The 26,086-nt window shown below is 62.2% G+C and carries 19 protein-coding genes and 3 pseudogenes; 20 read left to right on the forward strand and 2 right to left on the reverse strand.

The genetic code is table 11. From position 1 onward, the window contains the following. Nucleotides 1-85 precede the first annotated feature (85 nt). The 3 genes and pseudogenes from BLIJ_RS05405 (at nt 86) to BLIJ_RS05415 (ending at nt 2,380) form a co-directional block, all read left to right on the forward strand. The gene (locus BLIJ_RS05405) at nt 86-793 is read left to right on the forward strand and encodes an SDR family NAD(P)-dependent oxidoreductase (protein ID WP_012577421.1); all 708 of its coding nucleotides are present in this window, start codon (nt 86-88) and stop codon (nt 791-793) included. A 124-nt stretch (nt 794-917) separates the two neighbouring features. Then, nucleotides 918-1,769, forward strand: coding sequence for a putative endonuclease domain-containing protein (locus BLIJ_RS05410; protein ID WP_012577422.1), 852 nt, complete (start codon nt 918-920; stop codon nt 1,767-1,769). Between the two features lie 241 nt (nt 1,770-2,010). Then, nucleotides 2,011-2,380 (forward strand): annotated as a pseudogene (locus BLIJ_RS05415) (metallopeptidase family protein). A gap of 53 nt (nt 2,381-2,433) precedes the next feature. Here BLIJ_RS05415 and BLIJ_RS05420 read toward each other — a convergent pair. Both BLIJ_RS05420 and BLIJ_RS05430 read right to left on the reverse strand, forming a co-directional pair. Beyond that, nucleotides 2,434-2,852 (reverse strand): annotated as a pseudogene (locus tag BLIJ_RS05420) (hypothetical protein); the annotation flags it as partial. A gap of 469 nt (nt 2,853-3,321) precedes the next feature. Beyond that, a pseudogene (locus BLIJ_RS05430) lies at nt 3,322-3,582 on the reverse strand (MptD family putative ECF transporter S component); the annotation flags it as partial. Here BLIJ_RS05430 and BLIJ_RS05435 point away from each other — a divergent pair. The 17 genes from BLIJ_RS05435 (at nt 3,548) to BLIJ_RS05520 (ending at nt 26,086) form a co-directional block, all read left to right on the forward strand. Then, entirely contained in the window at nt 3,548-3,943 is a 396-nt protein-coding gene (locus tag BLIJ_RS05435) for a hypothetical protein (RefSeq protein WP_014484794.1), read from the forward strand. The pseudogene BLIJ_RS05430 and the gene BLIJ_RS05435 overlap by 35 nt on opposite strands. Then, on the forward strand, nt 3,944-4,189 hold the full coding sequence (locus tag BLIJ_RS05440) for a permuted SH3 domain-containing protein (protein WP_012577426.1): 246 nt from the start codon (nt 3,944-3,946) through the stop codon (nt 4,187-4,189). Nucleotides 4,190-4,406: 217 nt separating this feature from the next. Further along, complete coding sequence (locus BLIJ_RS05450; protein ID WP_014484796.1) at nt 4,407-5,060, forward strand: ABC transporter ATP-binding protein; 654 nt, start codon at nt 4,407-4,409, stop codon at nt 5,058-5,060. A gap of 155 nt (nt 5,061-5,215) precedes the next feature. Continuing rightward, on the forward strand, nt 5,216-6,841 hold the full coding sequence (locus BLIJ_RS05455) for a DUF3375 domain-containing protein (protein WP_012577428.1): 1,626 nt from the start codon (nt 5,216-5,218) through the stop codon (nt 6,839-6,841). After that, nucleotides 6,838-7,500: a DUF4194 domain-containing protein gene (locus BLIJ_RS05460; RefSeq protein ID WP_012577429.1), complete on the forward strand. Its 663-nt coding sequence runs from the start codon at nt 6,838-6,840 to the stop codon at nt 7,498-7,500. Before BLIJ_RS05455 ends, BLIJ_RS05460 begins: the two co-directional genes overlap by 4 nt. Next, the gene (locus BLIJ_RS05465; RefSeq protein ID WP_012577430.1) at nt 7,497-11,051 is read left to right on the forward strand and encodes an ATP-binding protein; all 3,555 of its coding nucleotides are present in this window, start codon (nt 7,497-7,499) and stop codon (nt 11,049-11,051) included. The genes BLIJ_RS05460 and BLIJ_RS05465 overlap by 4 nt, the downstream gene beginning before the upstream one ends. Before the next feature lie 195 nt (nt 11,052-11,246). After that, complete coding sequence (gene uvrA, locus BLIJ_RS05470) at nt 11,247-14,282, forward strand: excinuclease ABC subunit UvrA (RefSeq protein ID WP_014484797.1); 3,036 nt, start codon at nt 11,247-11,249, stop codon at nt 14,280-14,282. 150 nt (nt 14,283-14,432) lie between these two features. Next, on the forward strand, nt 14,433-16,799 hold the full coding sequence (gene uvrC, locus BLIJ_RS05475; protein WP_012577432.1) for an excinuclease ABC subunit UvrC: 2,367 nt from the start codon (nt 14,433-14,435) through the stop codon (nt 16,797-16,799). A 108-nt stretch (nt 16,800-16,907) separates the two neighbouring features. Then, nucleotides 16,908-17,879: a shikimate dehydrogenase family protein gene (locus BLIJ_RS05480; RefSeq protein WP_012577433.1), complete on the forward strand. Its 972-nt coding sequence runs from the start codon at nt 16,908-16,910 to the stop codon at nt 17,877-17,879. Further along, nucleotides 17,879-18,865, forward strand: a complete 987-nt coding sequence (rapZ, locus tag BLIJ_RS05485; protein WP_012577434.1) for an RNase adapter RapZ — start codon at nt 17,879-17,881, stop codon at nt 18,863-18,865. The genes BLIJ_RS05480 and rapZ overlap by 1 nt, the downstream gene beginning before the upstream one ends. 198 nt (nt 18,866-19,063) lie before the next feature. Then, nucleotides 19,064-20,014 carry a DNA-binding protein WhiA gene (whiA, locus tag BLIJ_RS05490; protein WP_012577435.1) on the forward strand — a complete coding sequence of 317 codons (951 nt, stop codon included), beginning with the start codon at nt 19,064-19,066 and terminating at the stop codon, nt 20,012-20,014. Between the two features lie 168 nt (nt 20,015-20,182). Next, nucleotides 20,183-21,388, forward strand: coding sequence for a phosphoglycerate kinase (locus BLIJ_RS05495; RefSeq protein WP_012577436.1), 1,206 nt, complete (start codon nt 20,183-20,185; stop codon nt 21,386-21,388). A 57-nt stretch (nt 21,389-21,445) separates the two neighbouring features. After that, nucleotides 21,446-22,249 (forward strand): triose-phosphate isomerase, encoded by an 804-nt coding sequence (gene tpiA / locus BLIJ_RS05500; RefSeq protein WP_012577437.1) that lies wholly within the window; start codon nt 21,446-21,448, stop codon nt 22,247-22,249. A gap of 63 nt (nt 22,250-22,312) precedes the next feature. Next, nucleotides 22,313-22,561 carry a preprotein translocase subunit SecG gene (gene secG / locus BLIJ_RS05505; protein WP_003829342.1) on the forward strand — a complete coding sequence of 83 codons (249 nt, stop codon included), beginning with the start codon at nt 22,313-22,315 and terminating at the stop codon, nt 22,559-22,561. 101 nt (nt 22,562-22,662) lie between these two features. Then, nucleotides 22,663-23,613, forward strand: a complete 951-nt coding sequence (locus tag BLIJ_RS05510) for an L-lactate dehydrogenase (RefSeq protein WP_014484799.1) — start codon at nt 22,663-22,665, stop codon at nt 23,611-23,613. Further along, nucleotides 23,610-24,461 carry an HAD family hydrolase gene (locus BLIJ_RS05515; RefSeq protein WP_012577439.1) on the forward strand — a complete coding sequence of 284 codons (852 nt, stop codon included), beginning with the start codon at nt 23,610-23,612 and terminating at the stop codon, nt 24,459-24,461. Before BLIJ_RS05510 ends, BLIJ_RS05515 begins: the two co-directional genes overlap by 4 nt. Before the next feature lie 110 nt (nt 24,462-24,571). Next, nucleotides 24,572-26,086: an aminotransferase class I/II-fold pyridoxal phosphate-dependent enzyme gene (locus BLIJ_RS05520; RefSeq protein ID WP_161786183.1), complete on the forward strand. Its 1,515-nt coding sequence runs from the start codon at nt 24,572-24,574 to the stop codon at nt 26,084-26,086.

The raw sequence follows: 26,086 nt of genomic DNA on the forward strand, positions 1-26,086 counted from the left end.
TTAACCCTAGGTTCCCCTCGCTGAGGGGAGCTGGCCGCCGTAGGCGGCCTGAGGGGAGTCTCGCAAGCATGCAAAGGAAACAACCATGCCAACCACAACAGGTAAGAAAATCGCCATCGTCACCGGCAGCGCGCTGGGTTTGGGCTACGAGCTCGCCAGCCAACTCATCGCCAAGGGCTGGCTGGTGGCCGGCATCGACTTCAACGCCGAACGTCAGGCCGAGCTGAGCACGCAGTGGCCCGCCGAATCCTACCGCGCCTTCGTAGGCGACATCACTGACGAAGCGTTCGTCAAGGAATCCGTGGCGAGCATCGCTGCGCTTGGTCACATCGACCTGCTCATCAACAACGCCGGCCAGCCCTCGTTCAAGGTGCCCACCGCCTATGAGGCCGCCGATGTCGACACATGCCTCAAAGGTCTCAAAGGCATGATCCTGTGGACGGTGGAAACCCTCAAGACCTGTGGCGAGCGTGACGTGAAAATCGCCCAGATCATGAGCACCGCCGCCACGCGGGGCAACGCGAACGAAAGCGTGTACTGCGCCACCAAGTGGGGCGAGAAGGGCTACACCAAGAGCCTGCAGGCCGCATACAAGGGCACCAGCGTCAAGGTGGTCGCCGTCTATCCGGGCGGCATCGACACCGCCTTCTACCGTGATAGCCATGACTACGTCTCCGAAGCCAAGCAGCACACCTTCATGCAGCCCGGTCCGCTGGCCGAGGTCATCCTCTTCAACCTGATCAACGAGGCCAACCTCACCGTCACCGACATCGAGATCAACCGCAACAGCTGAGCTGGCAGGTTATACACATATCCACCGATTCGGCCGAGCTGGTTGCGCGCAGAAGTTGGTTATGCCATCGTGAGTTGTATCCGTGAATAACGCGGTTCACGGATACAACCATCAGGGGGATGGCATGGAGTCCTATGCATACAACACGTTCTTCACACTTGATGAGGCGCGAGACCTCGCCCAGAAAACACTGGAACAATGCCGTGCCAGATCGATGCGCACTTCACAGGAGCTTTGCTTCAGCCATGGCACCAGGCTACAGCTTGCTGGCATGACGGCCACGCTGAATTACAAGCCCAACTATGACCCCAACAAACTGCACGTTACGGTGTCCGGGGCTGAAAGATTGTCGAATCTTACCGAAACGCAATGCCATTATTGGGGTCATGGCATTGACCAGACGATGATTGATGATCTTATCGCCGTGGTTTCAGTGGAACAGGCGCTGTGTCAGATCGCACAGTTCGTCGATGTGGAAAGTATGGTCATTGCCTTGGATTGGGCCACCTGCCGTAATGAGCATCTGAAACAGACAACGAAAGACAAGATATCGTTGTTCCTCGCCGATATAGGTAGATTCCCAGGTATCAGATTATTTCGCAAAGCGCTCTCGTTGTGCAGAGAGAACACCGATTCGCCGCAGGAAAGCATCCTTCGCCTTGAATCGGTAAAACGTGGATTACCCGAATTGGAGGTGAATGCTCCGATATACCTCCCGTTGCAGAACAAAGAGGTGGTTGTGGACATGGTGTATCCGAATGATCATGTGATTCTGGAATACGACGGACGGTACCACTATGACCGAAACCGATGGGAAGGAGATATCGAGAAAAGGAACAACCTCTCCTTCGCGGGCTATAAGACTTTTCCCGCCACAAGAAGAACGTTCGCTACCACGCAGAATCTGGATGAATACTTCAGAATCGTTGGAAGTGCAATTGCGGAATACCGCAATACCGGGTCATTTTCACAATGAGATATGACCGGACGCATTCATTAGGTCGATTCTTCATTCATTAGGTCGGTGAGCTCTGACAGTCACCACTGGAATGGTGCCATTCCAACACCGACAATCGCAGCCTCATGACCTAATGAATGAAGAATCGACCTAATGAATGATTGGAAGCGTTCCGCGCAACGTTATGGCACCCGCAAGAAGCCGGAACCCGGAATATGTCTGTTATCGTGGGAGCCAAGCAACAGGTGAAGGATTGAGTATGCACATCAGTGACGATGAGTTTGGACGGGCCATTGAACAGGTGTTGGATGATTTGCCTGAACGGTTTGCGCGGGTGCTGGAGAATGTCGGCATCGTCGTTGCGGACGAACCCAATGAGCGCGAACTGGTCACAATGAGCAATCCGTGCGGTGAGCTGCTCGGACTGTATGAGGGCATACCCATCACAAAGCGAACTACGGGCTGCAGCGGCGTGATGCCGGGACGCCATCACCCTGTTCAAGGGACCGCATGAACGCGTATGCTCGACACAGGCCGAGCTGCGCCAACAGATCCGCAAAACCGTGTTGCACGAGATCGGCCATTATTCCGGCTTCGATGATGAGTATCTGCACTCGCACGGCTACTGAAGCGATGCTGTTTCACTAGCGGGGAGCCGTCATACTGCCGTATGTTGCCAGATTTACTGCAAGTGGTGCAACGCACGGATGATGGCGCAACGGTCCTCGACGGTTCCCTCGTTGGAGCACATGGCGGCGTACCAACACGGATTGCGCAAGGTCTCGGCGCCGGTGGCCTCATCCGTGGCGACGAGCGTGTGCAGATCGTTGGCGTACTGGAAATGCAGGTGGCTGAGCAGCCCGCCCTCGGCGAACGCCTTGCGCGAAGGCAGAGGGTTGATGGCCAGCAGCCAGCGGAACGGGCTGTCTTCGGCGGCCGGATCAGCGGTGCGGAACACGAAGGTGGGGGAGTCTTCGAGACCGTGCTCGATGACATGGTCGATGGTGTATTCGTAGGCGTCGAGGCTGGTGTCGTCCTCGGCGAACCATTCGATGGCGAGCGAGAGGCATTGTCCGTGGAGCCGGATTCGGCGGCCGGGCTTGAAGCCAGGGCCGCAATCCGGTGCCGATACGGTTCCAAGTCAAACGCCCGCAATCCCATGGCGGCCACGCAGCCGGGGGAGAGGGACAGGAATTCATCGGCCTCGTAATCCTGCACGATATGTCCGCCGTCGAATACCACGTACCGGTCGGCCACGCCGTTGAGCCATGCGAGTCGGTGATGAAACAGGGCAGCATCATCGTGACGCCCACGGCCAGCGCGGAGACCACATGCAGCCACGGCAGTCCCAGGGCATCGGGGTCGAGCATTCCCAGCGCGGTGAGTACGGCATAGGTCACGCCGAAGTTCAACGCGGTTCGCCATCGGGCGGCCGCCAGCAGGGGCAACAGGAACAGCACGACCATGACGATTTGCGTGGCGAGCCCTACATGGAAGAACAGCATGAGGTTCGCCACCAGCAGAAGGAAGAGTCTCGCGCGCGGATCGAGCGTCCGGCGGGCAGGATTCATCAGGCGATACCGGCCTTGATGAAATGCTTCTTCATCATGCGCTGGCCGAACCAGCCGCCGAGAACCGCGCACACCAGAATCGCGATCATCGAGATGAAGAACGTGCCGGTGTTGATGTAGGCGATGAACGAAAGCACGAAATGCCCGGAGATGAACAGGAACCGTCCGATGATCACGCCCATGACGGTGATGCCGCCGAATTTGCCGAGGCGTGCGGCCAGCAGCATGTACACGCAGCCGGAGATGAGGGCCGCGATGGCGATCCGGCAATGGCAGCGCTCGCGCGGCCTGACCGGCGACGCGGTCACCGGCACATTCGACCCGAATACGGTGGCCCTGGCCGCAGCCGCACCAATCCGCATCACGGCGGTGAACGCGAAACTCGGCCAATCGCAGGTCAGCCCGGCAAGCTATACGGGCGTCACCCTGCATGCGCAGGCCACGTTGACCGCCACAAAGGCGGCGACGTTCAAAGCCGGAGACAAGGCGCAGGTCGTGCTGCCGGACAACACCACCGTCGAAACGACGCTCGCCTCGGTCGGTCAGGGCGGGCAGAAGACCGGCGACACCGGGCAAGCCACACAGCCATCGGCGCGCATCGACTTCCCGGACCAGTCGTAGGTGGCGGCTTTCGGGCCGACGGCCGTGCAAGTCATCATCCCGAACGCCGATGCCTCGACCGGGGAGACACTGATCGTGCCGGTGACCGCACTGATCGCCAGCGCCGGCAGCGCGTATGCGGTCGAAGCGGTACGCGGCGGCAAGTTGGTGCGTGTGCCGGTGTCAATCGGGCTGGTGTCCGACGCGCAAGTGCAAATCACCAAGTCCGACGGCCTCAAGGCGGGAGACAAGGTGGTGGTCTCATGAATGACATCGAGTTTGCCCCCGCTGGCGGGGGCTCCCGCGCAGCAACTCAAAACATGGCGAAACCGACGACGTCTTCCGCTCCCGCTGGCGGGGCTCCCGCGCAGCGGGTGGGGGCGGTCGCCGAGGAACCGCCGTTGACCACCCTCAGTCAGTTTGCGCTGACAGCTCCCGCCAGCGGGAGCCAGAGCATGGGGCATTGCTGACGTTGGAGCATGTGATGAAGGCGTTTCCAGGCAAGGACGGGAGCGTGCTGGAGATATTGCATGATACATCGCTGGCCATCGATCGCGGCGAGCTCGTGGCCATCGTCGGGCCGTCCGGCTCGGGCAAAAGCACGCTGTTGTCGTTACTGGGCACGCTGGACATGCCGACCTCGGGAATAATGCGATACGACGGCGGGGATGTGAATGCGATGGGTGAGCGGCAGCGCAGCGTCCTGCGGGCCGCGCGCATCGGCTTCGTGTTCCAGCAGTTCCATCTGATCGCCACCGTAGCCGCCTTGGAGAACGCGATGACCGGCCTGCAATACACGACCATGCCGCGCGGCGAACGCCGGCAACGGGCCTCCGAGGCATTGGAACAGGTCGGATTGGGGAATCGCCTGCATCACCGGCCGGCCCAGTTGTCGGGCGGCGAACAGCAGCGTGTGGCCATCGCCCGCGCCCTGGCCAAACGGCCGGACATCATCTTCGCCGATGAGCCGACCGGCCGATCGCCCTCGACTGGACCTCCCTGCCGCTCGCCTGGGCCGCCGCCATCCTGGTCGGCATCCTCGCCGGCCTCTACCCGGCCTCCCGCGCCGCCCGTCTCACCGCGACCGAGGCCCTGCGCGGCGAATAGGGGCGACGGCTGGAGTGAACGATCACCATGAGTGCGCAGCCTCAATGTCACTTTTATTGCACATGATGACATGTGCAATAAAAGTGACATATTGGTGCTGGGCGGAGAGAGCACGCGTGGCGCGGGCGAGGTGTGGTTCGCGGCCATCGGCTAGTATGGTGCGGTCACGACAGAGGGAGGCATGCTGTGGCCGATGTGATGCGGGAGCTGGAACGGCTGCGACCGGTGTATGAGACGGGCGTCCTGCGGTTGCTGTTGCGCCAGAACGCGATGCTGTACGTGTCGCTGCTGCGTTCCACGTTCGACCCGCTCACCGGCGAGCTGCCGCGCGAGACCGTGGAGGAGCGGTTCGCGCAAAGTCTGAACGCTCTGGCCGACGCCGGCGAATATGCGCCGCGCGAGGACCAGACCTTCGCCGCGGCCGCCCATCAGATCCTCGCCGACCTGACCCGTGAAGGCGAAGGCGACTACGCCTGGCTCGCCAACTCGCATGATGCGGCCACACACCGATTCCTCTACCGTTTGACGGCCCGTGCCCACCGCGCCATCGAGGCGCTGAGCAGGCTCGAAGACGAATCACGCGCCCTGTCCGGCGCGCAGGCCAACAGCATCATCATGGAAATCGAGCACGCGCGCATGCAGCTGACCGCCGACCCCGGCGAGCGCATCAAACTCCTCAACCGTGAAATCAAGGAACGCAAGCACGAGATCAAACGCATCCAACAGGGCAAGCAGCATGCCACGCTGAGCGAAGCCCAGGTGGAGGACGTGATCGCCGTGATCCACAACACGCTGCGCGGCGTGCCCATCGACCTGCGCGAACTCGTGCTCGACGAGCGGGACAACGGCGACGCCTTGCGCCGGCGCATGCAGGCCGGCGACATCAGCGTGGACGAGAACCTGACCCGCTACCACGATGAATACCGCCGCTCGTTCAGCGAATCGGACAGCGGCCGCCGCTTCGAGGACGCCTTCCAGGTGATCATCACCGACGAGGGCCGCCAGCAAATCGACGAAGCCCTGCGCGCCATCGCCAAAACCCCGTATCTGGCCGGCGAATCCGGCCTGCTGCTTGGCCAGATACGCGACGAACTGGCCCGCATCTACGACGGCATCGAGGCCGTGCGTCGTCAGATGCGCGTCTCCGACGAGGCGATCAGCCGGCTCGTGCGCCAGCAAACCGACACTCGCTACCGTACGATGCTCACCCGCTTGAACCGACTGTACGCGCGCCTCAACGCAGATGCGAAAACCCATATGGGAGACGCCTCGCGCCCGTGCGACACGGCCACCGCGGACGCGCTGTTCGCGCCATTGCCGATGCGCCCGGCCAAATCCATGACCCGCGCCACCGCACCCGGCCTGAGCGACCTCGCCGCCGAAGCCCCGCAGGCGACTCCGGTGGCCGATCTGCGGGATATGGTCAACAGCGGCGGCCCCCGACTCCTGCGCATGGTCAGTCTCATCCGGCGCAACCCGGTGACCGTTGACAGGTCCGATGACAGGTCCGGCGCAACCCTCGTGGACATCGCCGCCAGCTTCAACCGGCTGCCCGAAAGCGAACGCCGCGAAAGCGAGATCGTCGGCTTCCTGGGCGGGCTGGGAGCCGCAAGCGGCAGCGCCATCGCTGACGAGCCGTCCACTGACGGCGTCGGCATCGACAGCGACATCGTCACTGAGCCGGCCCCGGCGCAGCGCGGCGATACCGCGACCTGGCATTGCGTATCGATCGACGGCGAGCCCCGGAACTGGATCACTAGACCGGTGCTGGCCGACATGGACGAGCTGAACATCATTGTGGAGGAAGGATGACCGTGGCCGAGGAACACGAGGAACATATGGACAACGCCAACCCGTACGCCCTGTTCGAAGGCGACACCGGCGACATGCCGGCCGAGGCACGCATGGCCGCCATCGCCCTCAAACGCGACCGCTATATCAGCGGGCCCACCTACGACACCGTGCTCGACAACCGCGACGCCGTCGTACGCTCCCTGAACAACGACCTGCTCGACTTGGTGATCAACGAACGCTACCGCATCATGTACGCCACGCCCGTGGCCGGCGACGACGTGACCCTGCGCTCGCTCAAAACCCGCGTCAGCCTCAAACGCGAGGAGGCCGCGCTGCTCGCCTTCCTGCGCATCCGCGTCCTCGAATACGAGAACGTGCACGCCGACCCCGCCGACTGGCTCGTCAGCTTTGAGGAGATCCGCGCCGCGCTCGCCACCGGCGCCGGCTATCTGGCCGCCCGCAACGACGAGGAAGGCGTGGCAAAGCAGATCGGCGCCATCGTCTCCGCGATGATCACCTACGGGTATTTGGTGCGCCTGGACGACGAAGCCATGTACCAGATCACGCCGCTCGTGCCCGTGGTGCTCGACCGCGAACTGGCCGACACCTGGCTCGACGTCGTGGAACACGGCGACGGCGACACGGAAGATGACGATGACGAGAAGGAAGCCGAATGATGCAGGCGACAGACGTGCAGATGATCGCGGACCGGTGGATGCTGGAATCCCGCCGACTCATCAACTGGGGCTCCTATGAGGGCTACCACGAATTCCGCCCCTCCACGGACCACAAGCTGCCGGTGACCCTGCTCGCCGGCGCCAGCGAATCCGGCAAATCCACGCTGGTCGACGCGCAGATCTCCCTGCTGTACCCAACCGGCACGCCGTTCAACAAGGCCTCGAACTCCGGCCGCTCCGAACGCAGCGACTACACCTACCTGCGCGGCATGGTCGGCGTGGGCAGCACCGAAACCGGCGACGAGCCGCTCTACCTGCGCGGCCGCGACGAGAACGGCGCACCGCAACCCGTGTGGGGCGCCATCGTGGACACCTATCGCAACCAGACCACCGGCCAGGTGCTCTCCTGCGCCAAATTCCTCTACCTGATGCCCGGCGACGGCCGCGGTGACGTGCGCCGCCAGTACGTGGTCTGGGGCAAGCCCGTGGACCCCAGGCGCATGGACCAATACCGTGACGCCCCGTTCACGCCGGCCCAGCTCAAAGCCACCTACCCCGACTGCCTCACATTCCCCAGCGCCGAAGCGTTCCACACACACATCTGGAGCGCAATGGGCCTGAGCGAGGCCGCCTGCCGACTGCTGCACAAGATCCAGTCCGCCGACGCGCCCTCCCGGCTCGACGACATCTTCAAACAAGGCGTGCTCGGCGTGCCCGAAGCCCTGGGCCTGGCCCGCACCACGGTCGAGGACTACGAACGTTACGACGGGAACTTCCACGCCATGGACGAGAAAACCCGCCGCATGGACACGCTGCGCGGCATCCAACAGGCCTACGGCGAATACGCCGCCGCACGCGGCAAGGCCCGCGCCTTCGAACCGGTCAAGCCGGCCGTCGACGGCACGGTGCCGGCCGTGCTGCGCGACTGGGCATTGGCCCGCATGCGTGGCGAAGTCGCCGTCCAACTGCCCGCCGACCGCGCCGAACAACAGAACAGCGAGGCGGAAGCCAAGCTGCTGCGCCGCCGAACCGAAGACCTGCGCACCCGCCTCGACATGATCCGAGGCCAGATGCAGGGTCTGGACGGCGGCAACCTGACCCGACTCGAACTCGAACTCGACCAGGCCCGCCGCACCCTCGAAGACGTGCAAGCCAACCGAACACGAATCGAACAAACGTTCGCATCCATCGGCGAGACGCTGCCCGGCAACGAACAGGCCTGGAACGAGCGCCGCATCAACGCCGTGAACTTCAAACGCGAATACAACAAACGAGACGGCGAATGCGAGGAAGCCCTCACCGCCGCCATCAACGCGCGGGCCGGCGCACGCGGCGACCTCGAACGACTGCAACGCGACTTCGACCGGCAACGCTCCCAGCGCACCCGCATCTCCCAGCAGATGGACGAAACCCGCGCCATGCTCTGCCGCGCCACCGGACTCACCCCCGCCGAACTGCCGTACGTGGCCGAACTTATGGACGTGAACGAACACGAGGAAGACTGGCGTCTCGCCATGAACGTCGCCTACGCGCCCATCGCCCAGACCATCCTCGTCGACAAGCGCCACGAACAGGGCTTCGCCGCCAAAGTCAGCACCATCGACCCGCGCACCATGCCCCGACACACCTGGCAGTTCGTGGACACCGCACGCCACTACGACGACACCGGCGCGCACGCGAACATACTCACCGGAGAACAGGACGGCGACTGGCTGTCCGGCAAACTGCGCTACCGCGACGACTCGCCCTTCGCCGACTGGCTGCGCTCGCAGACCCAGGCCGAACGATTCGACGCCCTATGCGTCACCGCCATCGACGACACCGACCGCACCAACCGTCAGGTGCAGGCCGACGGTCAGATCAAATCCGGCGCACGCGGCCAGCACGGCACCAAAGACCGCGCCCAGGTCATCGGATTCGTCAACGAAACCTACCTCAACGCGCTCGCAGCGCAGGTCGACGCCGCCCGCAACGCGCTCAGCCAAGCCGACACCGACTACACGGCCGCCAAAACACAGTCCGATAACCTCCACCGCGAACTCGAACTGGCCAACCAGCTCGCCTACACGTCATGGGAACGCATCGACATCACCGGCGCGCAACGGACCATCACGGACACGCAGGACGCCATCGCATCCATCAAAAACGATCCCAAACTCGCCGAACTCGCCAAACAGCGCGACGAACTGAACGCCGAACTCGACCGTGTGGAACGCCAGCGCATCGAATCCGACCAGGCCGCGGCCCGCGCCGGCAGCGCCGTCGAAGCGGCGCTCATCTGGCTGCGCGACCATGCCGACACCGGCACGACGGACGCCGCCGGTGTCATCGCCGACAGCGGCGATGACGATAACGCCACCACCGGCCCACTGCCGGACGAAGTCACGGCGGTGCTCACCGAATCCTACGACAACCGATTCGCCGGATTGGCGGACGCCGCCATGCGCGCACACATGATCATCGGCGCGGGCGTGGCCGGAACGAGGGCGCCGGGGGAGAGTTTCCCCGAACGCACCATCGCCGGCATCGGCAAGGACATGACCTCCCGCATCGATCTGCTGAACGGCCAGGCCGACGCCGCGCGTACCGGCGTCGAATCGAAAATGAGCACCTACATCGCGCTCTACGCGGCCGACGACGACTCGCTGACCGCCAGCGTGGAGGACTACCGGTACTATCTCGACGAACTCGCCAGCCTCACCCAGCTGGCCGCGGTCGCCGCCACCGACGCCGAATACCGGCGCTGCCTCGAACAGCTGCTCAGGAGCTTCCTGACCATCAAACGCGCCATCGACACGGATGCCAGCGACATCCACGACCAGCTTGACCGCATCAACGCCATGCTCAAAGGCCAACAGTTCGGTCCCAAGCACGGCAGCCTGTCCCTGCACGCGGACGTGCGCCGTCCCGAGCGCGCCTTCTGGACGCAGCTCATCCGCGTCATCGGCACCCTGAACGATTGGAAATCCGCCGACGTCAACGATTCCGACGCCTCGCGCAAGGCCTTCGCGGCCTGTGCGCCGATGGTCGGGCTGCTGCGCGCCGAACTCGCGCAGGTCAAGGACGCGAACGGCGTGAAAAGCTACGGCGCCCGCAATCTCGACCCGCGCTGCCGCTCGTCCTTCTACGCCATCGTGCATCATGCCGACGGTCCGGACGAACGCATCACCTCCACCGGTGGTCGCTCGGGCGGCGCCTTGCAGGAGCTCACCTCATTCGTATACGGCGCGGCGCTCATCTACCTGCTCGGCGGCGGCCTGACCAGCGAACCCTCGTACACCACGCTGTTCCTCGACGAGGCGCTCATCAAGGCCGACGGCCGTTACACGCAGCGCGCCCTCGCGGTGCTGCCGCGCCTCGGATTCCAGGTCATCGTCTCCGCCCCGGAAAGCAAGACCGGCGAAATCCTCGAGGTCTCCACCAAGGCCTACGTGACCTACAAGGACCCCGACACCGGCCTCACCTCCCTGCGCGAGGCCGTGCTGCACCAGAATGACATGGATGATGAATCATCGTCGGATATATTGAAGGATGACGGGGTTGCCGAATGAGCAATCCCGGCGTCGCCGGTATTAAGACGATTCGGTCCACTGATGGTCCGGAATTTTGCATACTATGGTTCGGTTTTCCGGCCTGACACGCCATCGAACAAGCGTTCGAATTTGGTCGTGTGTTCGGGTATCCTTGGGACAGATTTGGCGCGCGCATAAACGTGCGCGCGGGAACGGTGAGATGGAAGGTAGGGTGTGGCTGTGGCGGCAACGCGGACTGGCGCAAGGCGCGCAACAAGCGCAACGGGCGCGAAAAGCAGCAAGGGCAAGAATGGTGAGGTCATCGTCGAAAAGGTGATGACCAGCGACTCCTTCCTGAGCCGGGAGATCAAAAAGGCGCCGCTGATCGAACACGATGGTTCGCTGGTAGCTGATATCTCGCACATCCCGAACGATCTCAAGATCACGATTCAGGGTGCGCGCGAACACAACCTCAAGAATGTCGATCTGGCGATTCCACGCAACCGTATGGTCGTGTTCACCGGCCTGTCCGGTTCCGGCAAATCCTCGCTCGCGTTTGACACCCTGTTCGCCGAAGGCCAGCGACGCTACGTCGAATCCCTGTCCGCCTACGCCCGCCAGTTCCTGGGTCAGATGGACAAGCCCGACGTTGACTTCATCGAGGGCCTGAGCCCGGCCGTCTCCATCGACCAGAAGACCACCAACCGCAACCCGCGTTCTACCGTCGGCACCATCACCGAAATCTACGATTACCTGCGACTGCTCTTCGCCCGCACCGGCATCCCGCACTGCCCCGAATGCGGCGAGCCCGTCGCCTCCCAGACCCCGCAGCAGATCGTCGACACACTGCTCGGCTATCCGGAGCGCACGCGATTCCAGATTCTCGCGCCCGTGGTCAAGGGCCGCAAGGGCGAGTTCGTGGACATGATCGAGCTGCTGCGCTCCGACGGCTACGCCCGCGCGCTCATCGACGGCGAGATGACGCAGCTGTCCGACGACATCAAACTCACCAAGCAGAAGAAGCACACCATCGAGGTCGTGGTCGACCGACTCGTGGTCAAGGACGGTATCCGCCAACGTTTGACTGATTCGGTGGAAACCGCCCTCAAGCTCGCCAACGGCAGCATCGTCATCGACTTCGTGGACGAGGAGGAAGGCAGCCCGGCCCGCCGCCAGCCGTTCTCCGAACACCGCAGCTGCCCGAACGGGCACACGCTCGAACTCGACGAGGTCGAGCCGCGCACCTTCTCCTTCAACGCCCCCTACGGCGCCTGCCCCGCCTGCACCGGTCTCGGCTTCAAACTGGAAATCGACCCGGACCTCATCATCTCCGACCCGGACAAGTCACTGGCCGACGGCGTCATCGAACCGTGGAGCGGCACCAAGATGACCGCCCAGTACTACGGCCACATCCTCGAAGGTCTGGCCAAGGAAATGGGCTTCTCCATGAAGACTCCCTGGAAGGACCTGCCGGACGACGTCAAGCACGACATCCTCTACGGCCACGACTTCAAGGTCAACGTCTCCTACCGCAATCGCTGGGGACGCCTGCGCGAATACTCCACCGGCTTCGAAGGCGTGATCCGCACGCTCATGCGCCGCCACGACGAAACCGATTCGCAGTCCATGCGCGAATACTACGAGTCGTACATGCGCGAAGTGCCCTGCCAGGTCTGCCACGGACGCCGTCTGAAGCCCGAAGTGCTCGCTGTCACTGTGGACGGCAAATCCATCTTCGACGTGTGTGACATGCCCGTCGTACGCGAACTCGCCTGGATCAACGGCCTGAAACTCGAAGGCTCGGCACAGCTGATCGCCGGCGAAGTGCTCAAGGAGATCAAGGCCCGACTCGGCTTCCTGAACGACGTCGGCCTCGACTACCTGACCCTCTCGCGCGCGGCCGCCACCCTGTCCGGCGGCGAGGCGCAGCGCATCCGACTCGCCACGCAGATCGGCTCCGGTCTGGTCGGCGTCATGTACGTGCTCGACGAGCCGTCCATCGGCCTGCACCAGCGTGACAACGAACGCCTCATCGAAACCCTGCACCACCTGCGCGATCTCGGCAACACGCTGATTGTCGTCGAACACGACGAGGACACGATACGCCGTGCCGACTGGGTGGTCGACATCGGCCCCGGAGCCGGCGAACACGGCGGCGAAGTCATCTACTCCGGCCCCGCCAAGCACCTCATAGAAGCCAAGCGCTCCATCACCGGCGACTACATCGCCCACCGGCGAGAGATTGCCGTGCCCGCCAAGCGCCGCAAGATCCACAAGACCCAGGTGCTCAAAGTCGTGGGTGTCCGCGAGAACAACCTCAAGAACATCGACGTGAGCTTCCCGCTCGGCGTGCTCACCGTGGTCACCGGCGTCTCCGGCTCCGGCAAATCCTCGCTGGTCAACACGATCCTCTACCCGGTGCTCGCCGACAAGCTCAACGGTGCACGCATCGTACCCGGCCGCCACAGGCGCGTGGAAGGCGTGGACCAGGTGCGCAAGGTGATCCACGTCGACCAGAACCCGATCGGCCGCACGCCGCGATCCAACCCCGCCACCTACACCGGTGTGTGGGACAAGATCCGCACCCTGTTCGCCAAGACTCCCGAAGCCCAGGTGCGCGGCTACGGCCCCGGCCGCTTCAGTTTCAACGTCAAAGGCGGCCGATGTGAGGCCTGCCACGGTGATGGCACGCTGAAGATCGAAATGAACTTCCTGCCCGACGTCTACGTGGACTGCGAGGTCTGCCACGGCAAACGATACAACCGCGAGACTCTCGAAGTCACGTACAACGGCAAGACCGTGGCCGACATCCTCAACATGCCCATCGAGGAGGCCGCCGACTTCTTCAAGGCGTACACCGGCATCTCCCGATACCTGAAGACCCTCGTGGACGTCGGCCTCGGCTACATCCGACTCGGCCAGCCCGCACCCACCCTGTCCGGCGGCGAATCGCAGCGCGTCAAGCTTGCCACCGAGCTGCAGCGCCGATCCGACGGCAAAACCGTGTACATCCTCGACGAGCCGACCACCGGCCTGCACTTCGAAGACGTGAACAAGCTGCTCAAGGTGCTGCAGTCCCTGGTGGACAAGGGCAATACGGTCATCGTCATCGAACATAATCTGGATGTGATCAAGGAGGCCGACTGGCTGATCGATCTCGGTCCGGAGGGCGGCGACGGAGGCGGCACCATCGTCACGCAGGGCACGCCCGAACAGGTTGCCGAATGCGAATCCTCATGGACCGGCAAGTTCCTGAAGCCCATGCTTTAGCCTTCCATTGCAGCTGACCTCGGGTGGGTGGGGGTGGTATGTTGCTGGACATGCTCCGGGCCGCTCAGGCCAAGTCTTTACGGTCCAGCAACACACACCCCAACCCACCCAATCCCTGATGATTGGTTTTGCTTAATAGCGAGGAGGATTATGACGAACGATATTGAGCGGCATAGTCCGGATGAGTGGCGGAAGACTGCGGCGGCGTTAATGCCGGAAAGCGTAGCTGTGGGTGCCGGGGAAACGACGGCGAAGGTGAATGCGAATGGGGCACCTTTGCTGGGGGATTCTCGCGACCTGTTCCGACCCAAGACCTCGGATATTCCCACCAAACCCGGTGTGTACAAATGGCGCGACGGGGAAGGGCGCGTCATTTATGTGGGCAAGGCGAAGAACCTGCGCAACAGGCTCACCAATTATTTCCAGCCGCTGTATCTGCTGCATCCGCGCACGCAGACCATGGTGCTGACCGCACGCAGTCTGGAGTGGACGGTCGTCGCCACCGAACTGGAATCACTGACGTTGGAATACACGTGGATCAAGGAATTCGACCCACGGTTCAACGTGCAGTTCCGCGACGACAAGACCTATCCGTATCTCGCGGTCAGCACGGGGGAGCGAATTCCGCGCGTGTGGGTCACTCGGTCGCGCAAACGTCGGGATACCCGGTATTTCGGCCCCTATGCCAAAGTATGGGAATTACGGCACAGCCTTGACCGGCTGTTGCGCACGTTCCCGGTCCGCACCTGCACCACCAGCGTATTCCACAAGGCGCAACTGACCGGACGGCCATGCCTGTTCGCCTCCATCGGCAAATGCTCCGCACCCTGCGTGAACCGTATCGAAGCGGACGAACACCGGCGGCTGTGCGAACAGCTGGTCGGCGTGATGACCGGACGACTCGGACGGCCCTACATCGCCCAGTTGACCCGCGACATGAAAGAGGCCAGCGCCGAACTCGAATTCGAGAAAGCCGCCCGACTGCGCGACCAGATCCAAATGCTGGAAACCGTGGTGCAACAGAACGCCGTCGTCTTCGACCAGGATGTGGACGCGGACGTGTTCGGCTTCGCCAGCGACGAGCTCGAAGCCTCAGTGCACGCCTTTTATGTGCGCGCCGGCTCGATTCGCGGCGAACGCAATTGGAGCGTCGAACGAGTTGAGGACATCGATGACGCCGACTTGATGGCCGACCTTCTGGCGCAGGTGTATTCGGACGCCGCCGGGGACAATCACCCCCAGTCGGCCGCGACCATCTCCACCAATCGCGAGGCCATCGGCTCCACGCAAACCATCACGGCCGCGGACGCTGTGGCACGCGCCCAGGCCACCCGAGAACGCAACACCCGTCAGGAGACCACCGGACGCGCGGACCTGCTGGCACCCATCGCACCGGTACCGCGCGAAATCATCGTGCCCGTCGAACCGGCCCGCCGTGAGGAACTCGAAGGCTGGCTGACCAATCTGCGCGGGGGAGCGGTGACCATCCGTGTGGCCTCGCGAGGCGACAAGAAGCAGCTCATGGGCCGCGCCAATGAGAACGCCAGCCAAGCACTGCAGCGCAGCAAGATGAGCCGCATCTCCGACATGGGCGCACGCACCCAGGCCATGAACGATGTGGCCAAGGCATTGGGACTCGCGGAAGCCCCGCTGCGCATCGAATGCTACGACATTTCGAACACTGTGGGCGGTGCCTTCCAGGTGTCCTCCATGGTGGTGTTCGAAGACGCGATCGCCAAGAAATCCGAATACCGACGCTTCGCCATCCGAGGCAAGGACGGCAAAGGCGCGGTGGGTGATCTGTCCGCACTTTACGAGACGCTCACCCGCCGCTTCAAGCACGGCAACATCGCCGGCGACTCCGGCGAAAGCATCGACGCGGAACAGCGCGCGGCCTCGGCCGCCGGCAAGATGACCACTGCCGTGGCGGCGGAGACAATCGCTGCGAACGGTAACGACAATGGTGAGAACGGTTCCGACATCAGTGGCAAGGGGCACGCGGTGCCGGACGGAGTGCAGAACGATACACGGGAAACTTCGCCCGACATCGTCCAGCAGAACACAAACCGGCATCACTTTGCCTACAAGCCGAACCTGGTGGTGGTCGACGGCGGCAAGCCGCAGGTCATGGCCGCCGCCAAGGCGCTCGAGGACTGTGGCGTGAACGACGTGGCCGTCTGCGGACTGGCCAAACGCTTGGAAGAGGTGTGGGTGCCGGACGACGACTATCCGATCATCCTCAAACGCCAGTCCGAAGGCATGTATCTGCTGCAGCGTGTACGCGACGAATCCCACCGCTTCGCCATCACCTACCACCGCCAACAGCGGCGCAAAGGCGCCCTGCGCAGCGCGCTCGACGAGATTCCAGGCATCGGCAAAAGCTACCAGAAGCGGCTGCTCAACCACTTCGGCTCGGTCAAAGCCATGCGCGAAGCCAGTGTCGAGGACTTCGAGAAGGTCAAAGGCATCGGCCACGCCAAAGCCGAAGCGCTGTACAACGCGCTGCACGAGCAGTGAGCCGGCCCGGTCCAGCAGCCCAGAGTGAATTTTCGGTTGCGGGGCCTGTGGTTGACATATTCGAAGCAAAGTGTCGGCTAGCATGGGAACAGACATCAAGGAGGGGATATGGCCAATCATCGTTGCGCTGTACTCGGCAAACCCGTCGCGCACTCATTGTCACCCGTGCTCCACAACGCGGCCTACCGTTCGCTGAAACTCGACGATTGGCTGTACGACAAGCACGAAGTGGGAGAGGATGACCTCGACGCTTTCCTCAAAGGCCTCGACTCGACGTGGGCTGGCCTGAGCCTGACCATGCCGTTGAAAAAGGCCATCCAACCGTACGGTGTTCCGGAAAATCTGTGGGCCAAGGAACTGAAGGTGGCGAATACCGCGGTATTCGACTGGAGCGTGGCTACCGATGATCCCGCTTGGCCGAACGGCAAGCCAGACATCAAGCTATACAACACCGATGTCATCGGCATCCAACTCGCCTTCGACCATGCCAATCGCGAACTCGGCGAACACCACACCGCATCGAGAAGCGGCGCCGCGCTGATCATCGGCAATGGCAACACCGCCACTTCGGCGTTAGCCGCATGCTGCATGATGCCCGAAATCGGCCATATCATCGTCGCCGCCCGCCACCCCGGAAAAAACACCGGGCTTAAACCAGTGGCCGAGAAGTTCGTCAACGTGCATAACCCGTATAGCGAAATCGAATTAGGCGACGATCAGGCCCTGCTCGAGGCAGCCCGCAACGCCACCTATGTCATCAACACGATTCCCGGACATGCGGCCGACAACGTCGCGGATGCCCTCACCAATGCCGGAACCGAGCCATTCTCCGGACTGCTGCTGGACGTGGTCTACGATCCACGCCCCACCAAGCTCATGGAAGCCTGGCGCGCTCATGGCGGTCACGCCATCGGCGGTGAAGAAATGCTGCTGTACCAAGCTCTCGTACAGGTATTGCTGATGACCGGTATCTGGGATGACGACCCGCCCAGCGATGCCGACCAGCGTCTGCAGGACACCACCACCGAAGACGACCAGCTGGAGATCGCGATGCGCAAAGCTCTTGAGGAGGCGTTGTAATGAGTCAACAGACAACAATCCGCGATACCGGCGAGGCGGCCGCCACGAATGCGCCGGCGAATTCCGCGACATCCACATCGACTCCGGACAACCAGCCGACCCCGCTTGATGCCTTCGAAGTGCTGCTCATCACCGGTATGTCCGGCGCAGGCCGCTCTCATGCCGCTGACTGCGTGGAAGACATGGGATGGTATGTGGTCGACAACCTGCCTCCCAAACTGCTTATCCCGCTTGTCGACATGATGACCACCTCCGGTTCCGGATCGGGGTCGGGCGTCCACAAGCTTGCCGCCGTCATCGACGTGCGCTCCAGCTATTTCGACGAGCTGGCCGCCGTGCTCGGCCATCTGGATGATCTCGGCGTCAAAACCCATATTCTGTTCCTCGACGCCAGCAACGAAGTGCTCATCAAGCGCTATGAATCCGTGCGCCGCCCGCACCCGCTGCAGCACGGCAACCGACTGATCGACGGCATCCTTGAGGAACGTCACCTGCTGGAAGACCTCAAGGAGCGAGCCGACTGGGTCATCGACACCAGCTCCCTGAGCATCCACCAGCTGTCCACCAAACTCTACGAGACGATGCTCGGTTCAGGCCCCACCACCGTGGCGGTACACATCTTCAGCTTCGGCTTCAAATACGGCATGCCCATCGACGCCGATTTCGTGGCCGACGTGCGTTTTCTGCCCAACCCGTTCTGGGTGCCCAACCTGCGCGAGCTTACCGGGCACGACAAGCCGGTCGCCGACTACGTGCTTTCCAGCAAGGGTGCCAAGGAATTTCTCGACGCTTATGAGAAAGCTATCGAGATTGCGTTGGAAGGATACGCCCAGGAAGACAAGCACTACGTAACCATCGCCGTCGGCTGCACCGGTGGCCAGCACCGGTCGGTGGCGATGAGCGAGGAGCTGGCTCGCCGCTTACGCGCACATGGGCTCAACGTAACCGTTTCCGCGAGAGAACAGCACAAGCGTCACTCATCGTAAGCAGGCGTCGAGCGGTCATCGGGCAAGCGTTCGGTGACCACACTGCGAGAAAGCAAAGCCCATAATACGTATCAAACGGGTTCGCTTGTCCACCAGATTAGGTATCACAGAAAGCCGATGGCTTCCGACCGTGTGACAGCAAATAACGGCACGAAGCGCCTGAAGCATTGAGAAGAACGGGACTGTAGGAGGTAGATCTTGGCTCTTCTGGACGATGTCAAAAGCGAGTTGGCGGCCTTTGAAGGCGATTCGCCAGCCGCGATCAAGGCCCAAGCTGCGGCCATGATCCGTTTTGGCGGCGGTCTTCGACCGGTACAGAATACATACGTTATCCAAGCCGTATTCACCTCGCTTGACGTTGCAGAATGGCTGAAGAACACGTTGAGGAACACGTTCGGGCACGAAGCCGAGATCAACCACCTCACCCGTCAGACCCCGAACGGCCCTGTCGAGACCTACGTGGTGCTCGTCACCCGCAACGTAGTGGCCTTGGCTTTGCAGACCGGACTGGTCGACCGCCGCAAGCAGCAGGTCCGTGGACTGCCGTCTGAAGTGGTCAACGGATCCATCGCCCAAATCAAAGCGGCATGGCGCGGCGCCTTCATGGCCCGTGGCTTCCTATCCGATCCCGGTAAAGCCAGCTTCCTGGAAATCGCTTGCCCTACGGAAGAGGCCGCCATGGCCCTGTGTGGCGTGGCCCGTCGTCTCGGCATCCAGGCCAAGCATCGCACGCTGCGCAGCTCCGAGCGCGTGACCCTCAAGGATCCCGACGCCATCGAACGCATGCTCAAGCTCATGGGCGCCACCCGTTCGGCCCGCGAATGGACCGGCAAGCGCTCCGATGGAGAGGCCCGCGGCAAGGCCAATCGTCTGGCCAACTTCGATGACGCCAATATGCGCCGTTCCGCCAAGGCCGCCGCCGAAGCCAGCGAAAAAGTGCAACATGCTTTCGAAGTGCTCGGCGATAACATTCCGGACAACCTCCGTCAGGCCGGCCAGCTGCGCATCGATCACGTGGACAAGAGCCTCGAGGAGCTCGGCAAGATCGCCGAACCGCAGATCACCAAGGATGCGATTGCCGGACGAATTCGCCGACTGCTTCAGCTTGCCGAGAAGACGGAGAAGGCTCGAGCAGCCGAAGGCAAGTAACCCGACAATCCGATTTGTCGTGCCTATTCGGCAGAACGCGACAACGACAGAACAAAACACCGCATTCAGTCAGTAGACGAATGCGGTGTTTTGTTCCGGAATGCCTGTAATATGCAAAGTGGCAAAATTGGCCACTTTGACGTGCGATTCGTCAAGGAAAGGATATTCATGAAGACACTCAAGGACCTTGGAGATCTCAAGGGCAAGCGCGTTCTGGTTCGCGCTGATTTTAATGTTCCGCTGGACGGCACCACCATCACCGATGACGGTCGAATCAAGGCTGCTCTGCCGACCATCAAGACCCTGCGCGAAGAAGGCGCCAAGGTCATCCTCATGGCCCACCTTGGCCGCCCGAAGGGCAAGGTCGTTCCTGAGCTGAGCCTGGCCCCGGTTGCCGCCCGCCTCGGCGAGCTGCTCGGCACCAACGTGCCGCTGGCCAAGGACACCTACGGCGAGGACGCTCAGGCCAAGGTCGCCGCCATGAACGATGGCGACGTTGTGCTGCTTGAGAACGTTCGTTTCAACCCGGAGGAGACCTCCAAGGACGCCGACGAACGCGCCGCTTACGCCAAGAAGATCGCCGCCCTCGGCGAGGCCTTCGTTTCCGATGGCTTCGGCGTGGTCCACCGCGCCCAGGGCTCCAACTACGACGTTGCCGCCGATCTGCCGGCCGCCGCAGGCCTGCTGGTCGAGAAGGAAGTCAAGGCCCTGTCCAAGGCCACCGAGAACCCGGAGCGTCCGTTCACCGTGGTGCTCGGCGGTTCCAAGGTCTCCGACAAGCTCGGCGTCATCGAGAACCTGCTCGACAAGGCCAACCGTCTGGTCATCGGCGGCGGCATGGTGTTCACCTTCCTCAAGGCCAAGGGCTACGAGGTCGGCACCTCCCTGCTTGAAGAGGACCAGCTTGAGAAGGTCAAGGGCTACATCGAGACCGCCGAGAAGAACGGCGTTGAGCTCGTGCTGCCGACCGACGTCGTCGTGAACGCCGGCTTCCCGGCCGGTGACACCCCGGTTGCTCCTGAAGTCGTTGCCGCCGACGCCATCCCGGCCGACAAGATGGGTCTGGACATCGGCCCGGAGTCCCAGAAGCTCTTCCACGACAAGATCGTCGACTCCAAGACCGTCGTGTGGAACGGCCCGATGGGCGTGTTCGAGGTTCCTGAGTTCGCCGCCGGCACCAAGGCCGTGGCCCAGGGTCTGGTCGACGCCACCGCAGCCGGTGCGTTCACCATCGTCGGTGGCGGCGACTCCGCCTCCGCCGTGCGCAACCTCGGCTTCCCGGAGGACGGCTTCTCCCACATCTCCACCGGTGGTGGCGCTTCCCTCGAGTTCCTCGAAGGCAAGGAGCTCCCTGGCCTGAAGGTGCTTGAGTAATCCATTTTCTAGCTCCCCTCCTTGAGGGGAGCTACGTATTTTCTAGAAGGGAAACATATGGCGTCCAAACGCATTCCGTTGGTGGCCGGCAACTGGAAGATGAATTTCGACCATCTTGAAGCCACTTACTTCGTGCAGAAGCTGGTATGGCTGTTGCGTGACGCTCACTTCGACTTCAAACGCTGCGAAGTCGCGCTTTTCCCCTCGTTCACGTCATTGCGCAGCGTACAGGTGCTGGTCGAAGCCGACAAGCTCCATGTCGCCTACGGCGCACAATCCGTTTCCGTGACCACCCAAGGTGCCTTCACCGGCGATGTGTCCGCGGACATGATCGCCCATCTCGGCTGCTCATACGTCATCGTCGGCCACTCCGAACGCCGCAAATACCATCCTGAAGATGACGCCAATATCGTCGATCAGGTACGTGCCGTGTTCGCCGCCGGCATGCAGCCGATTTTGTGCGTCGGCGAAAGCTTCGAGGAACGACGTCAAGGCATTGAACTCGATTTCGCCGTGGGCCAGGTACGAGACGTCACCCGCGATCTCAACGAAGAACAAGCCGCCGAACTCATCGTGGCCTACGAACCTGTCTGGGCCATTGGCACCGGCATGGTGGCCACTCCGCAATCCGCCCAGGATGCCGCAAACGCCATCCGCAACGATTTGAAGACCACCTTTGGCACGAAGGTATCCGATAGCGTACATATCCTGTACGGCGGATCGGTCACCTCGAAAAATGCGGCGGAACTCATTTCCCAGCCCGACGTTGACGGCTTCCTGATCGGAGGGGCGGCCTTGGACGTTGAGGAACTCGCCAAAATCGCTCGATTGGCACTTAAATCCATGAAATCACGGAACTAATACCACGGTTTTCCCGTGTGTGCGCTATGCTGGTCAACAGTCCAATCAATCCGGAGGTACCCTGTGACCGCTCTTAAGATCACGCTGCAAGTCATCGTCGTGCTGCTCAGCTTCGTGCTGACCCTGCTCATCCTTATGCACAAGGGCAAGGGCGGCGGTTTGTCCGACATGTTCGGCGGCGGTCTGACCCAGAACGCCGGTACTTCCGGTGTCGCCGAAAAGAACCTGAACCGTTGGACCGTTATCATCGCTCTGGTGTGGGTGGCCTTGATCATCGGCCTCGACATGATGACCAAGTTCAACCTCGGCTGATCGGCTTGCACGCCATATAGACTTGTCGCTCGCGACCCATGACCGTTACCGTCGGTCATGGGTCGTATGCGTTCTATCGAGTATTACGAAAGGACATCACCATGGTCACTATGAACCGCAACAAAGTCGTTATCGTCGGCACCGGCCAGGTCGGTGCCACCGCCGCCTTCGGCATCGTCACGCACGGCCTGTGCAATGAGCTTGTGCTCATCGACCGTTCCGCCGCCAAGGCCCTGGGGGAGGCCCGCGACCTCGATGATGGCAGCGAATTCCAGGACCGCCACGTCAAGGTGCGCGCCGGCGACTACGCCGACTGCAAGGACGCGGACATCGTCGTCATCACCGTGGGCCGCAAGCCGCCGGCCAACTCCAACCGCATGGCCGAACTCGGCTTCACCGTGGGTCTTGTGGGCGAAGTGGTCGACAACGTCATGGCCTCCGGCTTTGACGGCGTGATCGTCATGGTCTCCAACCCGGTCGACGTGATGGCTTGGTATGCCTGGAAACGTTCCGGTCTGCCTCGCACCCAGGTGCTCGGTACCGGCACTGCGCTCGACACCTCGCGTCTCAAGACCATCATCGGCGAAGAGACCGGCCTTGACCCGCGCAACGTGGGTGGCTTCGTGATGGGCGAGCACGGCGACTCCCAGTTCACCGCATGGTCCACCGTCTCGCTCGGCGGCAAGCCATTCGCCCGCTTCCTGGCCGACAACCAAGACCGTTTCGCCTCCGTGTCCACCACCGAAATCGAAGAGAAGACCCGCACCCGTGGCGATGAGATCGTCGCGGCCAAGGGCGGCACCAACTTCGGCATCGCCTCCACCGTGGCCGGCATCGTGCAGACCATCCTGTGGGACGAACGCCGTATCGTGCCCGTCTCCACCCTGCTGGACGGCGAATACGGCGAACATGACGTGTTTCTCGGCGTCCCCACTGAACTGCGGGCCAATGGTGCCAACGAGATCGTCGAACTCGATCTGAGCGAGGACGAGCGGGCCAAACTGCACCATTCCGCCGAACTCGTGCGTGACCACTGCAAGGGGCTGCTGTGATTCTCGACGCCATCACACCGAAACAACCCCGACTGCTGGTCGCCGACCTCGACGGCACGTTGCTGCACGACGCCGAGGTATTCGAGGACCGGTTCATCACCCAGCGCAGCATCGACACCATCAACCGCGCGCACGATGCCGGACTGAAATTCGCCATCGCCACCGCGCGGCCGGTGAGTACCGGCCTCCAGTTCGCCGAAAAACTGCCGGTGGACGCCGTAATCTATCTGAACGGCGCCCTCATCGATTTCGACCCGGCCCACTCCGACTTCGACCTGCTCACCTCAGGTGCCACGCCGGCCGATGAGAACCATTTGATCAAGATTGGCTTCTCCTCACGGCGTGCCTGCGAAGTCTGTCTGTTCCTGCTCGATCGCATGCCCGGCCTGAAGCTCGGCATCGTGATGAACGACGTGCGCTACACCAACTTCGATGTGCGCGTGTATTGGAAAACTCAGGCCTTCCAATACACGAACTTCCACGACGTGCCCGAAGGCGTGGCGGACAAGATCACCATCTTCCCCGAGCCTGAACAGTGGAACGAGCTGCGTGCGCTGATTCCGCCGGACTTCGACATCTCCATCAGCGAAGGCGTGATGTGGATGCTCATGAACCCGCAGGCCAACAAGGAGCACGCGCTGCGTCTGCTATGCGAACGGATGGATGTGCCGCTCGAACAGACCGCCGCCTTCGGCGACGACCTCATCGATATCAACATGATGAGCGAATCCGGCCGGGGTGTGGCCGTGGCCAACGCGAACCCCAAGGTGTTGTCCATCGCCGACGAGATCTGCCCGTCCAACAACGAGGACGGCGTCGCCCAATGGATTGAAGCGCAGTTGGGCTGAACCGGTCGAGACTTGAGAACACGCCAAAATTGAACTTGTGTTGAACCGGGAGTATGCTTTGAACCGTTGTTCAAAAGATAAATTGAACTCCCGGTTGGAGGCATAAGGATATGAGCGTATCGGTGTTTGCGGAACGTCTGCGCAATGCGATGAACAGCAGGGGACTGAAGCAGGTCGATTTGGTGCACGCCGCCGAACATCGTGGCGTAAAGATGGGCAAGAGCCACATCAGCCAATACGTGGCCGGCAAGACCATGCCCCGCGAGGACGTGCTCGAATTCCTGGCCAGCGAACTGGACGTCGACGCGAACTGGCTGCGCGGCGAGGAATCATCCGCTCCCTCCAATGGCGACGCGGCACCGGAGGGAGCCGGGCCGCGGACGGACGATGGGACCGCGCCGGCGCGCCGGCGTACCTTCGGCAAATCGCACAAGCTTGACAACGTGCTCTACGACGTGCGCGGCCCGGTCGCCGACGAGGCGATGCGCATGGAGGCCAACGGCACCCACATCCTGAAATTGAACATCGGCAATCCGGCACCCTTCGGCTTCCGCACGCCGGACGAAGTCGTCTACGACATGGCCCACCAGCTCACCGACACCGAAGGCTACTCGCCGTCCAAGGGCCTGTTCTCCGCGCGCAAGGCCATCATGCAGTACGCGCAGCTGAAGAACATCCCGAACGTCACCATCGACGACATCTACACCGGCAACGGCGTCAGCGAGCTCATCAACCTGTCCATGTCCGCGCTGCTCGACACCGGCGACGAAGTGCTCGTGCCCTCCCCGGACTACCCGCTGTGGACCGCCTGCGTGAACCTGGCCGGCGGCACCGCCGTGCACTACCTGTGCGACGAACAGTCCGAATGGTATCCGGACATCGACGACATCCGCTCCAAGATCACCAGCAACACCAAGGCGATTGTCATCATCAACCCGAACAACCCCACCGGCGCACTTTACCCAAAGGAAGTGCTCCAGCAGATCGTCGACATCGCGCGCGAACGCCGGCTCATCATCTTCTCCGACGAGATCTACGACCGTCTCGTCATGGACGGCCTGCAGCACGTCTCCATCGCCTCGATGGCCCCGGACCTGTTCTGCGTGACCTTCTCCGGCCTGTCGAAATCGCACATGATCGCCGGCTACCGCATCGGCTGGATGATTTTGTCCGGCAACAAGCGCATCGCCAAGGATTACATCGAAGGCCTCAACATGCTCGCCAACATGCGCATGTGCTCGAACGTGCCCGCCCAGTCCGTGGTGCAGACCGCGCTCGGCGGACACCAGAGCGTCAAGGACTATCTCGTTCCCGGCGGCCGCGTGTATGACCAGCGCGATCTCGTCTACGACATGCTCAACGCCATCCCTGGCATCAGCGCCGTTAAGCCCAAGGCCGCGTTCTACATCTTCCCGAAGATCGACGTCAAGCGGTTCAACATTCACTCGGATGAGCAGTTCGCGCTCGATCTGCTGCATGAAAAGCACATCCTCATCAGCCATGGCGGTGCGTTCAACTGGCGGCATCCCGACCACTTCCGTGTGGTGTACCTGCCGCGCATAGGCATGCTGCACGAAACCATGGAGGAGCTCGCCGACTTCTTCAGCTACTACCGGCAGAACTGA

Origin of the sequence: Bifidobacterium longum subsp. infantis ATCC 15697 = JCM 1222 = DSM 20088, assembly GCF_000269965.1 — a bacterium.
In the GTDB taxonomy this organism is placed as follows: domain Bacteria; phylum Actinomycetota; class Actinomycetes; order Actinomycetales; family Bifidobacteriaceae; genus Bifidobacterium; species Bifidobacterium infantis.

Bases quoted from the DNA above. Each gene is read 5' to 3' on its own strand.
- BLIJ_RS05435 (WP_014484794.1), top strand. From the start codon at position 3,548: ATGTACACGCAGCCGGAGATGAGGGCCGCGATGGCGATCCGGCAATGG.
- BLIJ_RS05510 (WP_014484799.1), top strand. From the start codon at position 22,663: ATGGTCACTATGAACCGCAACAAAGTCGTTATCGTCGGCACCGGCCAG.
- tpiA (WP_012577437.1), top strand. From the start codon at position 21,446: ATGGCGTCCAAACGCATTCCGTTGGTGGCCGGCAACTGGAAGATGAAT.
- rapZ (WP_012577434.1), top strand. From the start codon at position 17,879: ATGAGTCAACAGACAACAATCCGCGATACCGGCGAGGCGGCCGCCACG.
- BLIJ_RS05450 (WP_014484796.1), top strand. From the start codon at position 4,407: ATGAAGGCGTTTCCAGGCAAGGACGGGAGCGTGCTGGAGATATTGCAT.
- BLIJ_RS05405 (WP_012577421.1), top strand. From the start codon at position 86: ATGCCAACCACAACAGGTAAGAAAATCGCCATCGTCACCGGCAGCGCG.
- BLIJ_RS05465 (WP_012577430.1), top strand. From the start codon at position 7,497: ATGATGCAGGCGACAGACGTGCAGATGATCGCGGACCGGTGGATGCTG.
- BLIJ_RS05480 (WP_012577433.1), top strand. From the start codon at position 16,908: ATGGCCAATCATCGTTGCGCTGTACTCGGCAAACCCGTCGCGCACTCA.
- BLIJ_RS05520 (WP_161786183.1), top strand. From the start codon at position 24,572: ATGAGCGTATCGGTGTTTGCGGAACGTCTGCGCAATGCGATGAACAGC.
- BLIJ_RS05460 (WP_012577429.1), top strand. From the start codon at position 6,838: ATGACCGTGGCCGAGGAACACGAGGAACATATGGACAACGCCAACCCG.
- BLIJ_RS05410 (WP_012577422.1), top strand. From the start codon at position 918: ATGGAGTCCTATGCATACAACACGTTCTTCACACTTGATGAGGCGCGA.
- BLIJ_RS05495 (WP_012577436.1), top strand. From the start codon at position 20,183: ATGAAGACACTCAAGGACCTTGGAGATCTCAAGGGCAAGCGCGTTCTG.
- uvrC (WP_012577432.1), top strand. From the start codon at position 14,433: ATGACGAACGATATTGAGCGGCATAGTCCGGATGAGTGGCGGAAGACT.